Source organism: Enterobacter roggenkampii, assembly GCF_001729805.1.
Lineage (GTDB): Bacteria > Pseudomonadota > Gammaproteobacteria > Enterobacterales > Enterobacteriaceae > Enterobacter > Enterobacter roggenkampii.
Genome location: NZ_CP017184.1, coordinates 3,724,775 through 3,739,300 on the forward strand (window position 1 = coordinate 3,724,775; position 14,526 = coordinate 3,739,300).

Annotated in this window: 16 protein-coding genes; 2 read left to right on the forward strand and 14 right to left on the reverse strand. The window is 57.7% G+C overall.

All coding sequences use genetic code 11. From position 1 onward, the window contains the following. Positions 1-12: 12 nt before the first annotated feature. From rpoS to cysG, 13 genes are all read right to left on the reverse strand, one after another. Positions 13-1,005 carry an RNA polymerase sigma factor RpoS gene (gene rpoS, locus BFV67_RS17460; RefSeq protein WP_008499600.1) on the reverse strand — a complete coding sequence of 331 codons (993 nt, stop codon included), beginning with the start codon at positions 1,003-1,005 and terminating at the stop codon, positions 13-15. 59 nt (positions 1,006-1,064) lie between these two features. Further along, a complete protein-coding gene (gene nlpD, locus BFV67_RS17465; RefSeq protein WP_023325976.1) occupies positions 1,065-2,189 on the reverse strand; it encodes a murein hydrolase activator NlpD in 1,125 nt (374 codons plus the stop codon). A 116-nt stretch (positions 2,190-2,305) separates the two neighbouring features. After that, positions 2,306-2,932, reverse strand: coding sequence for a protein-L-isoaspartate(D-aspartate) O-methyltransferase (locus tag BFV67_RS17470; protein WP_008499604.1), 627 nt, complete (start codon positions 2,930-2,932; stop codon positions 2,306-2,308). Further along, entirely contained in the window at positions 2,926-3,687 is a 762-nt protein-coding gene (surE, locus tag BFV67_RS17475) for a 5'/3'-nucleotidase SurE (protein ID WP_021241911.1), read from the reverse strand. The genes BFV67_RS17470 and surE overlap by 7 nt, the downstream gene beginning before the upstream one ends. Next, complete coding sequence (gene truD, locus BFV67_RS17480) at positions 3,668-4,717, reverse strand: tRNA pseudouridine(13) synthase TruD (RefSeq protein WP_063453298.1); 1,050 nt, start codon at positions 4,715-4,717, stop codon at positions 3,668-3,670. Before truD ends, surE begins: the two co-directional genes overlap by 20 nt. Further along, the gene (gene ispF, locus BFV67_RS17485; RefSeq protein ID WP_008499607.1) at positions 4,714-5,193 is read right to left on the reverse strand and encodes a 2-C-methyl-D-erythritol 2,4-cyclodiphosphate synthase; all 480 of its coding nucleotides are present in this window, start codon (positions 5,191-5,193) and stop codon (positions 4,714-4,716) included. Before ispF ends, truD begins: the two co-directional genes overlap by 4 nt. Next, complete coding sequence (ispD, locus tag BFV67_RS17490) at positions 5,193-5,903, reverse strand: 2-C-methyl-D-erythritol 4-phosphate cytidylyltransferase (RefSeq protein ID WP_023616744.1); 711 nt, start codon at positions 5,901-5,903, stop codon at positions 5,193-5,195. Before ispD ends, ispF begins: the two co-directional genes overlap by 1 nt. A 19-nt stretch (positions 5,904-5,922) precedes the next feature. After that, positions 5,923-6,234, reverse strand: coding sequence for a cell division protein FtsB (gene ftsB, locus BFV67_RS17495; protein ID WP_008499609.1), 312 nt, complete (start codon positions 6,232-6,234; stop codon positions 5,923-5,925). Between the two features lie 166 nt (positions 6,235-6,400). Beyond that, on the reverse strand, positions 6,401-6,727 hold the full coding sequence (locus BFV67_RS17500; protein ID WP_008499610.1) for a DUF3561 family protein: 327 nt from the start codon (positions 6,725-6,727) through the stop codon (positions 6,401-6,403). A 58-nt stretch (positions 6,728-6,785) separates the two neighbouring features. Next, positions 6,786-7,391, reverse strand: a complete 606-nt coding sequence (cysC, locus tag BFV67_RS17505) for an adenylyl-sulfate kinase (protein WP_021241908.1) — start codon at positions 7,389-7,391, stop codon at positions 6,786-6,788. Further along, positions 7,391-8,815, reverse strand: coding sequence for a sulfate adenylyltransferase subunit CysN (gene cysN, locus BFV67_RS17510; RefSeq protein WP_023344812.1), 1,425 nt, complete (start codon positions 8,813-8,815; stop codon positions 7,391-7,393). Before cysN ends, cysC begins: the two co-directional genes overlap by 1 nt. Before the next feature lie 9 nt (positions 8,816-8,824). After that, positions 8,825-9,733, reverse strand: a complete 909-nt coding sequence (cysD, locus tag BFV67_RS17515; RefSeq protein ID WP_006811770.1) for a sulfate adenylyltransferase subunit CysD — start codon at positions 9,731-9,733, stop codon at positions 8,825-8,827. Positions 9,734-9,742: 9 nt separating this feature from the next. Then, complete coding sequence (gene cysG, locus BFV67_RS17520; RefSeq protein WP_025912399.1) at positions 9,743-11,101, reverse strand: siroheme synthase CysG; 1,359 nt, start codon at positions 11,099-11,101, stop codon at positions 9,743-9,745. A gap of 237 nt (positions 11,102-11,338) precedes the next feature. On the opposite strand from cysG, the gene BFV67_RS17525 reads away from it, so the two are divergent. Together BFV67_RS17525 and BFV67_RS17530 are read left to right on the forward strand one after the other, a co-directional pair. Further along, positions 11,339-12,382 carry an aminopeptidase gene (locus BFV67_RS17525; protein ID WP_008499615.1) on the forward strand — a complete coding sequence of 348 codons (1,044 nt, stop codon included), beginning with the start codon at positions 11,339-11,341 and terminating at the stop codon, positions 12,380-12,382. Between the two features lie 183 nt (positions 12,383-12,565). Continuing rightward, positions 12,566-13,699: an integrase core domain-containing protein gene (locus tag BFV67_RS17530; protein ID WP_235610606.1), complete on the forward strand. Its 1,134-nt coding sequence runs from the start codon at positions 12,566-12,568 to the stop codon at positions 13,697-13,699. A 78-nt stretch (positions 13,700-13,777) separates the two neighbouring features. On the opposite strand, the gene cysH is transcribed toward BFV67_RS17530, so the two are convergent. After that, positions 13,778-14,512: a phosphoadenosine phosphosulfate reductase gene (gene cysH / locus BFV67_RS17535; RefSeq protein WP_008499616.1), complete on the reverse strand. Its 735-nt coding sequence runs from the start codon at positions 14,510-14,512 to the stop codon at positions 13,778-13,780. Positions 14,513-14,526: the final 14 nt, after the last annotated feature.

The window sequence follows — 14,526 nt, forward strand, 5'->3', positions numbered from 1 at the left end:
ACGAAAGGTTGCTTATTCGCGGAACAGCGCTTCGATATTCAGACCTTGCCCCTGCAGGATTTCACGCAGGCGACGCAGACCTTCAACCTGAATCTGACGAACACGTTCACGGGTCAGGCCAATTTCGCGGCCGACGTCTTCCAGTGTCGCAGCTTCATACCCCAGTAAACCGAAACGACGCGCCAGCACTTCACGCTGTTTGGCGTTCAGTTCGAACAGCCATTTAACGATGCTCTGCTTCATGTCATCGTCCTGCGTGGTGTCTTCCGGACCGTTGTCTTTTTCATCGGCCAGGATGTCCAGCAGCGCTTTTTCGGAGTCGCCACCCAGCGGGGTGTCAACGGAGGTAATGCGCTCGTTGAGACGCAGCATACGGCTTACGTCATCAACCGGTTTATCGAGTTGTTCGGCAATTTCTTCTGCGCTTGGCTCGTGGTCCAGCTTATGGGACAACTCGCGCGCGGTACGCAGATACACGTTCAACTCTTTGACGATGTGAATCGGCAGGCGAATCGTACGGGTCTGGTTCATAATAGCCCGTTCGATGGTCTGACGAATCCACCAGGTCGCGTAGGTTGAGAAACGGAACCCGCGTTCCGGGTCAAACTTCTCAACTGCGCGGATGAGACCTAAGTTGCCCTCTTCAATCAGATCCAGCAGAGCCAGACCACGATTGCCGTAACGGCGGGCAATTTTCACGACCAGTCGCAGGTTACTTTCAATCATGCGACGACGCGAGGCAACATCACCACGCAAAGCACGACGTGCGAAATAGACTTCTTCTTCGGCCGTTAGCAGTGGGGAGTAACCAATCTCCCCAAGGTAAAGCTGAGTCGCGTCCAGTACACGCTGTGTGGCGCCCTGCGATAACAGCTCTTCTTCAGCCAAATCGTTATCACTGGGTTCCTCTTCTACTAAGGCTTTTTCGTCAAAAGCCTCTACTCCGTTCTCATCAAATTCCGCGTCTTCATTTAAATCATGAACTTTCAGCGTATTCTGACTCATAAGGTGGCTCCTACCCGTGATCCCTGAACGAGACACCCTGGCTGGCATGCCCCGTCAAATTATCGCTGCGGCAAGTACTGCAGCGGGTTTACGGATTTCCCCTTGTAACGAATTTCAAAATGCAAGCGTGTAGAACTGGTTCCGGTGCTACCCATGGTAGCGATTTTTTGCCCCGCCTTAACTTCTTGTTGTTCCCGGACCAGCATTGTGTCGTTATGGGCGTAGGCACTCAGGTAATCATCGTTGTGTTTGATGATGATAAGATTACCGTAACCGCGCAGAGCGTTACCGGCATACACAACGCGTCCATCTGCGGTCGCGATGATAGCCTGTCCTTTACTCCCTGCGATATCGATCCCTTTATTTCCCCCTTCGGAGGAAGAGAAGTTCTCGATAACCTTGCCGTCAGTCGGCCAGCGCCATGCAGAAATCGGCGAACTGGAGGTCATACTGCTGGCAGTCGGTTCAGTAGAGCTAACCACAGGTGCCGTAACCGGTGCTGTGACAGCAGTCGCAGTCCCTTTATTATTCGGCAACATTTTGTTAGCAGTCTGATCACCTGAATCCTCAGAATACGTAATTACAGGTTGTGAAGCAACCACCGTGGTGGATTTTTGTGCAGGCTTAACGCTGTTATTTTGAGCCGTCACATCGGCCGCTGAAACCGTGTTGCCAGGCGTAAGCGGCGTACCCGTCGCGTTGCCCACCTGGAGCGTTTGCCCGACTTCCAGAGCATATGGGGCCTGGACGTTGTTGCGCTGCGCGAGGTCACGGAAATCGTTCCCGGTGATCCACGCAATGTAGAACAGCGTATCGCCGCGTTTCACGGTATAGGTGCTGCCACCGGTGTAGCTGCCTTTCGGAATGTTCCCATACTGGCGGTTATAGACTATGCGGCCGTTTTGGGTCTGAACAGGCTGTTCAACTGGCTGAACCTGCATTGGCTGTGTAACAGGATGTTGCACAGGCTGAATTTGTGGTGTTTGCTGCGGCGCAGCTGTCCCCATTTTAGGTGGCGGCGTGATTAACATTCCGCTGGACGTGTTACCGGAGCCGCTGTTTCCGCCGACGGAACTGACGGGCGCAGGGGCGTTGTTAGAACTTGTACAGCCTGCCAGCCAGAGCGAAACCAGTGATAATGCCGCAACACGGCTGATGGTGAATTTTGGGCTTCCCGCGCTCATTTATCCCCCAGGAATGTGTTAACTACCAGTGACTTAAAATTTACCGTGATGGCACGAATCTTTCGCGCCACACCATACGCTGAATTTGCCTTAATAACCCTGGATAATTCCGAGTCTCAGGCCAACTCCCCCTTCACCAGAGGCACAAAGCGCACGGCTTCCACGGTGTCGATAATAAACTCGCCGCCGCGCCGACGAACGCGCTTCAACAGCTGCTGCTCGTCCCCGACAGGCAAAACCAGAATGCCCCCCTCATCCAGCTGCGACAACAGGGCAGCTGGAATTTCAGGCGGGGCCGCCGTCACGATGATCGCGTCAAACGGGGCGCGAGCCTTCCAACCCTGCCATCCATCACCGTGTCGTGTCGAAACATTATGTAAATCAAGTTGTTTCAGGCGACGACGCGCCTGCCACTGTAAACCTTTAATCCGCTCAACGGAGCATACGTGATGAACGAGATGCGCCAGGATCGCGGTCTGATACCCCGACCCGGTGCCAATCTCCAGCACGCGGGAGTCGGGCGTCAGCTCCAGCAGCTCCGTCATGCGAGCCACCATGTAAGGCTGCGAAATCGTCTGGCCCTGCCCGATGGGCAGCGCCACGTTTTCCCACGCTTTGTGTTCAAACGCCTCGTCTACAAATTTCTCACGCGGAACCAGGGCGAGCGCTTCAAGCACGTGCTCGTCGCGGATCCCCTGCGCGCGTAGTTGTTCCAGAAGAGTTTGTACACGTTTGTTTACCATTGCGCGTTCACTCCTGCGCGATCCAGCCAGCCCGACACCACATCATGCGCGCTATACGCGGTTAAATCTACGTGCAGCGGGGTAACCGAAACATAGCCTTCCTCCACGGCGGCAAAGTCGGTATCCGGACCCGCATCGCACTTATCGCCGGGAGGGCCGATCCAGTAAAGCGTGTTGCCGCGCGGATCCTGCTGCGGGATCACCTGATCGGCAGGATGTCGACTCCCGCAACGGGTGACGCGGATGCCTTTAATTTCATCGAGAGGAAGATCCGGCACGTTGATGTTGAGGATGCGTCCGGTACGCAACGGCTCGCGGCCGAGCGCCCGCAGGATCGAACAGGTCACCGCGGCGGCGGTGTCGTAGTGCGTGTAGCCGTTCAACGAGACCGCCAGCGCCGGGAATCCCAGATGGCGGCCTTCCATTGCGGCCGCCACGGTGCCGGAGTAAATCACGTCATCGCCGAGGTTAGGCCCGGCGTTAATGCCGGAGACGACGATATCCGGACGCGGCCGCATCAGCGCGTTCACGCCCAGAAAAACACAGTCGGTTGGCGTGCCCATCTGTACGGCAATATCGCCATTTTCAAAGGTAAAGGTGCGAAGCGACGACTCCAGCGTCAGCGAGTTAGACGCTCCACTGCGGTTACGATCGGGCGCCACAACCTGCACATCCGCAAACTCACGGAGGTGTTTCGCCAGGGTCTGAATGCCTGGCGCGTGGATCCCGTCATCGTTACTCAGCAATATTCGCATAATCACCCGAGGTGTTGATAAGTTCCCTGACAACACTGGTGGCAAAGCTGCCTGCCGGCAGCCAGAAGCGTAACTCGACGGTTACGTCATCCCACCAGTTCCAGCTTAACTGCTGCGGATAGAGCAGCATCGCGCGGCGTGCCGCGTCGACTTTTTCCCGCACCAGCAAGGACTGCAATTCTGGCGCATCCGCCACGGCTGACTGCTCGGCGGCCAGCGCGTCGCCCTGTGTTCCCCAGTCGCCCGTACCGGGCAACGCGGCGGTGATCAGCAGCCCTTTTGCGTCCACGCGCGACTGGACATCGGCCATCTCTTCGGCCGTTGCCACAAACCAGCTTCCGCGTCCCGCTAATTGTAGCGCATCGCCAACAACAACTTGATTCGCGTCCGGTTTTTTCAGCCTTTCGCTCACAATCTGATTAAACAACGCACTGCGGGCCGCCGACAACCAAAAACTGCGTTTATTCCTGTCACGCACCGGCGCGTCGCTTTGCGCCCAGCGCAGTGCGCCCTGCAGGTTGCTGCCGCCGATGCCAAAGCGCTGCGCGCCAAAGTAGTTCGGTACGCCGCGGTCGCTGATGGCATTCAGGCGTTTTTCAACGTCTTCACGGTCAGTCACTTCGCGCAGCACCAGCGTAAACGCGTTGCCTTTTAACGCGCCCAGACGCAGTTTGCGCTTGTGGCGGGCATATTCCAGTACCTTACAGCCCTCAAGCTCAAATTTGCTTAAATCAGGCATCGCATTGCCGGGAACGCGCGCGCAGAGCCACTGTTCCGTGACGGCGTGTTTATCTTTCTGCCCGGCAAAGCTCACCTCGCGGGCATGAATTTTGAGGAATTTTGCCAGCGCGTCGGCCACAAAGCGGGTATTGCAGCCATTTTTCAGAATTCGCACCAGGATATGTTCGCCTTCGCCATCCGGCTCAAAGCCCAGATCCTCCACCACGAGGAAATCTTCAGGGCTGGCTTTCAGCACCCCGTTCCCCTGCGGTTTACCGTGCAGGTATGTCAGGTTGTCAAAGTCTGTCATTTGCTCGCCTTCACCAGCAGCGCCACGGCTTCACAGGCAATCCCTTCGCCGCGACCGGTAAAGCCCAGCTTCTCGGTCGTCGTCGCTTTGACGTTCACGTCGTCCATGTGGCAGCCCAGATCTTCTGCAATAAATACGCGCATCTGCGGAATGTGCGGCAGCATTTTTGGGGCCTGAGCGATAATCGTCACGTCGACGTTACCAAGGGTGTAGCCTTTCGCCTGGATGCGGCGCCACGCTTCGCGCAGCAGTTCACGGCTGTCCGCCCCTTTAAACGCCGGGTCGGTGTCCGGGAATAGCTTGCCGATATCACCCAGTGCGGCCGCGCCCAGCAGCGCGTCGGTCAGCGCATGCAGCGCCACGTCGCCATCAGAATGCGCCAGCAGCCCTTTTTCATAAGGAATGCGCACGCCGCCAATGATAATTGGGCCTTCTCCGCCAAAGGCGTGTACATCAAAACCGTGTCCAATTCGCATTATGCCTTCTCCTGATGGGTCGAACGGGTAAGATAAAATTCCGCGAGCTGTAAATCTTCCGGACGCGTCACTTTAATATTATCAGCACGTCCTTCAACAAGCTCAGGGTGGAAACCGCAGTACTCCAGCGCAGAGGCTTCGTCCGTGATGGTCGCACCTTCGTTAAGCGCGCGCGTTAAGCAGTCGTGGAGTAATTCGCGGGGGAAAAATTGCGGCGTCAGCGCGTGCCAGAGATCGACGCGATCGACGGTGTGGGCGATAGCCCGTTTACCCGGCTCGGCACGCTTCATGGTGTCGCGCACGGGGGCGGCCAGAATGCCGCCCACTTTACTGGTTTCGCTCAATGCCAGCAGACGAGCGAGATCGTCCTGATGCAGGCACGGACGCGCCGCGTCATGGACCAGCACCCACGGCGCGTTACCGGCCGCCTGAATGCCTGCCAGCACGGAATCGGCGCGCTCGGCACCGCCATCGACAACGGTAATCTGTGGATGATTTGCCAGCGGGAGCTGCGCGAAGCGCGCATCGCCGGGGCTGATAGCGATGATCGCCCGCGTCACCCGCGGGTGCGCCAGCAGCGCCGCCACGGCGTGCTCGAGGATCGTTTTATCGCCAATAGAGAGGTATTGCTTGGGACATTCTGTCTGCATGCGCCGGCCAAAACCTGCGGCCGGCACCACGGCGCATACGTCCGAAAAAGTTACTGCCATGTCGTAATCCTGGGCCTGATTATCGATTGTTTTGTGCTGAGCCCTGATTGCGTTTAGACGCATCCGGAACCAGACGATAAAAGGTTTCGCCCGGCTTAGTCATACTGAGTTCATTGCGTGCGCGTTCCTCAATCGCCTCTTGCCCGCCATTGAGGTCATCAATTTCAGCGAAGAGTTGATCGTTTCGCGCCTTAAGTTTGGCGTTTGTTGCCTGCTGAGCCGCGACGTCATCGCTCACCCGGCTATAGTCGTGCAGTCCGTTCTTACCGAACCACAGCGAATATTGCAGCCAGATTAGCAAAGCCAGCAACAGCAGCGTTAGTTTACCCATCCTGCCCCCTGAAAAACGGCATCATCATCCCAAGACTTCCCCAGAGCACTACGCCGGGGTAACAGAGATGCCGCAACATCGCGGGCAAATGTACCACATTTTTTCCGCAGAATCGTCCTGCTCAATATCGTTACACAGTTGGTTACGGTTTGAATTATGGCTGAAGTTAGCCCATGAGCCACAAAAATAACAGACCAAACATCAGCACCACCGTCACAATCGTGACCACGGTACTGTACAGGAGCTTCCCGTTGAGCAGCGAGTGAAGCGCAATGCCGACGACAACCGCCACGGGCATCAGCGCCAGAAAGAAAGGCCAGGTGTAGAGAAAGAAGAACAGCGTGTTGCCGCCGTAGATAAGAAACGGGATACCCAGCGCCAGCAACCATGAGACGAAGCCAATGATGGCCCCAGGAAATGACCAGGTCGTTTCGTCGTCGGTCGCAAGCGGCTCCGACCCGGTGGTGGTGATGTAATGTTCACTGTTGCGCATAGCTAGTCCTGTGACCGTGACTCATCGTTCGGGAAGACAGCTCCCGAACGATACCGTCTCAGGATCTGATAATATCGTCCCGTCTGAGCAGGTCTAATAATTGGCTTACTAAATTTGTTACCAATTGTTGACCCTCCAGGTGAATTTCTGGCGATTCAGGCGCTTCGTATACCGCGTCAATGCCGGTGAAGTTGCGCAATTCTCCGGCACGCGCTTTTTTGTACAGCCCTTTCGGGTCGCGCGCTTCGCAAACCTCCAGCGGCGTATCCACAAACACTTCGATAAAGCGATCCTGACCGACCCGTTCGCGCACCATCTGGCGCTCGGCGCGGTGTGGAGAGATAAATGCGGTCAGCACCACCAGCCCGGCGTCGGCCATCAGGCTGGCGACCTCCCCGACCCGGCGGATGTTCTCTTTGCGGTCGTCGTCGCTGAACCCTAAATCGCTGCACAGGCCATGGCGCACGTTGTCGCCATCCAGCAGGTACGTGCTTACGCCCTGCTGATGCAATGCCTCTTCCAGCGCGCCCGCCACCGTCGATTTACCCGAGCCGGACAGCCCGGTAAACCACAGCACAACTCCTCGGTGACCGTGGAGCTGTTCGCGCTGGGCGACGGTGACCGGATGAGGATGCCAGACGACGTTCTCATCATGGGCAGCCATTACTTGCCTCCCAGCAGATCGCGCGCGCCCCAGTGCGGGAAGTGCTTACGCACCAGCGCGTTCAGTTCCAGCTCAAAGGCGCTGAATTCTGAAGCCGCGGACGCCTGTTCGTTTGGCTCACGGACCATCCCCGCGCCGACGGTGACGTTCGTCAGGCGGTCAATAAAGATAAGCCCGCCCGTCACCGGATTTTGCTGATACGGATCCAGCACCAGCGGTTCGTCAAAGGTCAGATCGACCAGACCAATACCGTTCAGCGGCAGCTCGGTGACCTCGCGCTGGGTCAGGTTGTTGATGTCCACCTGGAACTGAATACCGTCCACGCGGGCGCGGGTCTTCTTGCCGGCGATTTTGATGTCGTAGCTCTGGCCCGGCGTCAGCGGTTGCTCCGCCATCCACACCACATCCACGGAAGCCCCCTGCACGGCGGCCAGCGTTTCCTGGGCATCCACCAGCAGATCGCCCCGGCTGATATCAATCTCGTCTTTCAGCACCAGCGTAACCGCTTCACCGGCGCCTGCGTCCTGCAGGTCACCGTCAAAGGTGACGATACGCGCAATGGTCGATTCCACGCCGGATGGCAGCACCTTGACGCGCTGACCGACCTTTACGGAGCCTGACGCAAGGGTGCCGGAGAAACCGCGGAAATCGAGGTTAGGACGGTTCACGTATTGCACCGGGAAGCGCATCGGCTGAGTGTCGACCACGCGCTGAATTTCAACCGTCTCCAGCACCTCCAGCAGCGTCGGGCCGCTGTACCACGGCATGTTCGCGCTCTGGGAGGCGACGTTATCCCCTTCCAGCGCCGAGAGCGGCACAAAGCGGATATCCAGGTTGCCCGGCAGCTGTTCGGCAAAGGTCAGGTAGCTCTGGCGGATCTCCTCGAACTTCTCTTCGCTGAAGTTCACCAGATCCATCTTGTTGACCGCCACCACCAGGTGTTTGATCCCCAGCAGCGTGGAGATAAAGCTGTGGCGACGGGTCTGATCCAGCACGCCTTTACGGGCGTCGATCAGCAGGATCGCCAGGTCACAGGTCGACGCGCCGGTCGCCATATTGCGGGTGTACTGTTCGTGCCCCGGGGTGTCGGCAATAATAAATTTGCGCTTCTCGGTAGAGAAATAGCGGTAGGCCACATCGATGGTGATGCCCTGCTCGCGCTCCGCCTGCAGGCCGTCAACCAGCAGCGCCAGATCCAGCTTTTCGCCCTGGGTACCGTGACGCTTACTGTCGTTATGCAGGGAGGAGAGCTGATCTTCGTAAATCTGGCGCGTATCGTGCAGCAGGCGGCCAATCAGGGTGCTTTTCCCGTCATCCACGCTGCCGCAGGTCAGAAAACGCAGCAGGCTTTTGTGTTGTTGCGCATGCAGATACGCTTCCACACCGCCTTCTTTGGCAATTTGTTGAGCAATAGTGGTGTTCATGGCGGCTCCTTAGAAATAACCCTGACGTTTCTTCAGCTCCATGGAGCCTGCCTGGTCGCGGTCAATCACGCGCCCCTGTCGCTCGCTGGTGGTCGACACCAGCATCTCTTCGATGATCTCCGGCAGCGTCTGCGCACTGGACTCCACCGCGCCGGTCAGCGGCCAGCAGCCGAGGGTGCGGAAACGGACCATCTGTTTTTTGATCACTTCGCCCGGCTGCAGGTCGATGCGATCGTCATCGATCATCATCAGCATGCCGTCGCGCTCCAGCACCGGGCGCTCGGCGGCCAGGTACAGCGGAACGATCTCGATGTTTTCCAGATAGATGTACTGCCAGATATCCAGCTCGGTCCAGTTGGAGAGCGGGAAGACGCGGATGCTTTCGCCTTTGTTGATCTGACCGTTGTAGTTGTGCCACAGCTCCGGACGCTGGTTTTTGGGGTCCCAGCGGTGGAAGCGGTCGCGGAAGGAGTAGATACGCTCTTTGGCGCGGGATTTCTCTTCGTCACGACGCGCGCCGCCGAAGGCCGCATCAAAACCGTATTTGTTCAGCGCCTGCTTCAGCCCTTCGGTTTTCATGATATCGGTGTGTTTGGCGCTGCCGTGCACGAACGGGTTAATGCCCATCGCCACCCCTTCCGGGTTTTTATGCACCAGCAGCTCGCAGCCGTAGGCTTTCGCGGTACGGTCGCGGAACTCGTACATCTCGCGGAATTTCCAGCCGGTGTCCACGTGCAGCAGCGGGAACGGCAGCGTGCCCGGATAAAACGCTTTACGCGCCAGATGCAGCATGACGCTGGAATCTTTACCGATGGAGTACATCATCACCGGGTTAGAAAACTCGGCGGCCACTTCGCGGATAATATGGATACTTTCCGCTTCGAGCTGCCGCAGGTGTGTAAGACGTTTTTGGTCCATAACCGTTCCTTAAGCCAAATTTACAACAGAAGAACCAAAGCCTTCTGTATCGGTTGTGTGCTGAAACCAGGCGAGCGTGCTGTGCAGCTGCACCACTTCCCCCACCACGATCAGGGCGGGCATCGGGGCGTCTTTCGCCAGGGTTGCAAGGTCTTGAAGTGTGCCGACAGCAACATGCTGATCGACGCGCGTGCCGCGAGAAATGACGGCGACGGGGGTCGTCGCCTCGCGACCGTGCTGAATAAGCTGTTCGCTGATGTCCGCCGCCTTCATCGTGCCCATGTATATCGCCAGCGTCTGGCGGCTCTGGGCGAGATGCGACCAGTCGAACGGCGTGCTGTCCGCCTTGTAGTGGCCGGTCACAAAGGTGACGCTCTGGGCGTAATCGCGGTGGGTCAACGGGATACCGGCGTAGGCCGTTACCGCAGAAGCCGCCGTGATGCCGGGCACCACCTGGAACGGAACGCCCGCTTCGGCTGCCGCCTGCAGCTCTTCGCCGCCGCGACCGAAAATGAACGGATCGCCCCCCTTCAGGCGCACCACGGTTTTGCCCGCTTTCGCGGCGTCAATTAGCATCTGGTTGGTGTCGTGCTGCGGCACCGAGTGTTCGCCCGCCCGTTTGCCGACGCAGATTTGCTCCGCGTCGCGACGGATCAGCTCGCGCACGCCGTCGGTGACCAGGTGGTCGTAGAACACCACGTCCGCATCCTGCAGCACCTGCAGGCCGCGCAGCGTCAGGAGCCCGGCATCGCCCGGCCCCGCGCCCACCAGAATGATCTCCCCGCCCGTACTGCCGGGGTTATCCAGTTCGTCCTCGAGGATTTTCTGCGCCGCTGTCTCATTACCGGCATGCATCAGGCTGGCAAAGCGGCCGCGAAACACGCGTTCCCAGAAGCGACGGCGCTCCGTCACGCTGGTCAGGCGGGTTTTCAGATGGTTGCGCCAGTAGCTGGCTTTCTCCGCCATGCGCCCGAGGCTGGTCGGCAGCAGCGCTTCGATTTTTTCCCGCAGCACGCGCGCCAGCACCGGTGCGGTACCGCCGGAGGAGATCGCCACCAGCAGCGGCGAACGGTCAACGATCGACGGGAAAATAAACGAGCATAAAGGCTGGTCGTCCACCACGTTCACCAGGCGGTAACGGGCCTGAGCGGCGTCGGAGATCCGCTGGTTCAGTTCACGATCGTCGGTCGCCGCAATTACCAGCACGACGCTGTCGATTTGTGACTCGTCGAAATCCGCCTCTTCAACGACTTTTACCTGGGCCCCTGCGCGCTGCAGAAACGCGATTTTGCGATCGGCGATTTCACCCGTGCCAACCACCAGCACCGGTTTCTCTTTAATCGCAGCAAATAAGGGCAGATAGTCCACAGGCAACAACTCACTAACAACGAGGAATAGAGGGACTATAGGGGGCGGCTTAGACCGAATGAAATTACGAATTGGAATGAGTAGTTACTCAATGGAATAACGCTGTGAAAAAGCTAATACCAAAAAGTGCTTAACGCGCGACATTTCGGGCATTTAAGAACGATTCAAATTGTGTATGGACGATCACAGTTTCATACTAGGCGGGTTATTATTTTGCTCTGTTTTTAAGGACTCACTATGTTTTCCGCAACGCGCCACCGTATTGCTGCCCTGGCGCTCGGCGTTTGCTTTATTCTTCCTGCCCAGGCAAAAAACCAACCTTATGGTGAAATCGCCACTATGCAGGCGCGGCATATTGCCACCGTTTTCCCTGGCCGCATGACCGGCTCGCCTGCGGAAATGCTCTCCGCGGACTATCTTCGCCAGCAGTTTGCCGACATGGGTTACCAGAGCGATATCCGATCGTTTCACAGCCGCTACGTCTATACCTCACGCAATAAAACGAAAAACTGGCATAACGTGACCGGCAGTACGGTGATTGCGGCCCACGAAGGCAGTGCAAAAGAGCAAATTATCATTATGGCGCACCTTGATACCTACGCCCCGATGAGTGACGCCGATACGGATAACAATCTTGGCGGGCTGACGCTGCAGGGCATGGACGACAATGCCGCAGGCCTGGGTGTGATGCTCGAACTGGCCGAGCGGATGAAAGATATTCCCACCCAATATGGCATTCGTTTTGTTGCCACCAGCGGTGAGGAAGAGGGCAAACTCGGCGCTGAGAATCTCCTTAAGCGCATGAGCGCTGAGGAGAAGAAAAATACGCTGCTGGTGATCAACCTCGACAACCTGATCGTCGGCGACAAGCTCTATTTCAACAGCGGGCAGAGTACGCCGGGTACCGTGCGGAAACTGACGCGCGACCGGGCGCTGGCGATAGCCCGCAGCCATGGGGTTTATGCCACCAGCAACCCTGGCGGTAACCCGGATTATCCGCGAGGCACAGGCTGCTGCAACGACGGGGAAGTGTTCGATAAGGCGGGCATTCCGGTGCTGTACGTGGAAGCGACGAACTGGGCGCTGGGCAAAAAAGATGGCTACCAGCAGCGGGCTAAATCGAAGGCCTTCCCGGACGGGACGAGCTGGCACAACGTGATGCTGGACAATCAGCAGCACATCGATCGCGCGCTGCCGCAGCGGATTGAGCACCGCAGTCGTGATGTGGTGAAGGTGATGCTGCCGCTGGTGAAGGAGCTGGCGAAAGCGGGGAAAGCCTGAGGCCGTTAAGCCCGGTGGCGGCTACGCCTTACCGGGCCTACATATGGAACGAGCCTTAGTAGGCCCGGTAAGCGCAGGGTATGAACCGGAAACATGGGTAACACTTTAGACCGGATACATGGGTAACAGTTATAACTGGCATAGAAGAGGAGACTCGCTATGCCCTGGACTGAGACCCGACCTATGCAACGCCTTGATTTTATCCGTGCCTGCCATGAAGGTACGGACTCCTTCTCCGCTCTTTGCCGTCTTTTTGGTATCAGCCGCAAAACCGGCTACAAATGGCTTCAGCGTTTTGACCCTTCTGACCTGTCCTCTCTCTCTGACCGGTCGCGCGCACCATGCTCTCACTCCCGGACGGTTCCTGATGAGGTCGTCGGACACCTGACTGCCCTGCGTCAGAAACACCCTGACTGGGGCCCGAAAAAACTGCGGATGTGGCTCCTCAATCATCACGTCGATTTTACCGTTCCTGCTGCCAGCACTGTCGGCGATATCCTCAAGCGTGAAGGCCTGGTACCTGACAGAAAGAGAAAGCGCAGAACGCCGGGGAATCGCCGGCCCCTGACCAGCATCAGTGAAAACAATCAGGTCTGGAGCGCTGATTTTAAAGGCAAGTTCAGGCTGCTGAGCAGAGAGTACTGTCATCCCTTTACCCTGACCGACAACCACAGCCGGTATCTGCTGAGCTGCCGTGGAACAGACCGTGAGAGCGAGCCCTTCGTCAGGCACTGTCTGACGGAGGCGTTCCTGGAGTACGGTCTGCCGGACGTTCTGAGAACCGATAATGGTCAGCCCTTCGCAGGGACGGGTATCGCCGGGTTAAGTCGCCTTGCCGTCTGGCTGATAAAGCTGGGCGTCAGACCGGAGCGTATCCGGCGGGGCCATCCCGAAGAGAACGGGCGGCACGAACGCATGCACCGTTCCCTGAAAAGTGCGCTGGCGCAGGGGAACACCTTCATGACGATGGAAGAACAACAGCGGTGGTTCAGTGACTACCGGGAAGAATTTAACTACGAAAGACCGCATGAAGCCCTGGCGGGTGCAACGCCCGGAACGGTGTGGCACCCCTCGAAGCGACAGTGGGATGGCCGTGTTCCTGACTATGCCTATCCGTCAGGAGGAACGGTCTACAGGGTGAAATCGAGGGGGACACTCTATATGGGGAAAAAGGGGACGGTGTTCCTGAGTGAAGCGCTGACTGATGAGTACATCATGCTGGAAGAACAGGATGATGGCCTGGAGGCCATCATCTTCAACGGAATAACGCTTGCGTACTACGACCGAAAAACCCAGAGTGTGGTGCGGATAGACTAAAAGTGTTACCTATGTTCCCGGTCTGATCTGTCACCTATGTATCCGGTCATACAGCAGCGCCACCGGGCAAAAAGGTTATCACCCTTCGTGCAACCCGCACTCGCGCTTCAGCCCGAAGAATCGCGTCTCTTCTTCCGCCATGCCCGGTTCCCACTTACGCGTGGTGTGGGTATCGCCCACCGACAGATAGCCCTGGTCCCACAGCGGATGGTATTTCAGCCCGTGCTTTTGCAGGTACTGGTACACCGTCCGGTTATCCCAGTCGATAATCGGCAGCACTTTAAACACCCCGCGCTGCACCGCCAGCACCGGTAAGGTTGCCCGGCTGCCGGACTGCTCACGGCGCAGGCCCGCGAACCACGTCTGGGCATTAAGCTCTTTCAGCGCCCGGTTCATCGGCTCGACCTTGTTGATCTCATTGTATTTCTCAATGCCCTCAACGCCCTGCTCCCACAGCTTGCCGTAGCGCGCCTCCTGCCAGGCCGCGCTTTCCGTCGCGCGGTAAACTTTGAGGTTCAGCCTGAGCTTGTCCGTCAGCTCGTCAATAAACTGGTAGGTCTCCGGGAACAGGTAGCCGGTATCGGTGAGGATCACCGGAATGTCCGGACGGATCTGATTCACCAGATGCAGGCTGACCGCCGCCTGAATACCAAAGCTCGACGAGAGCACATACTCTCCCGGCAGGTTTTCCAGGGCCCACGCCACGCGCCCTTCGGCGTCCAGCTTTTCAAGGTGGGCATTGGTTTCTGCCAGCGCCAGAATGCGTTCGACTTTTGGCAGGTCATTAAGGGCGTTTAGATCGAGTACGGACATAATTACCTCTCGTG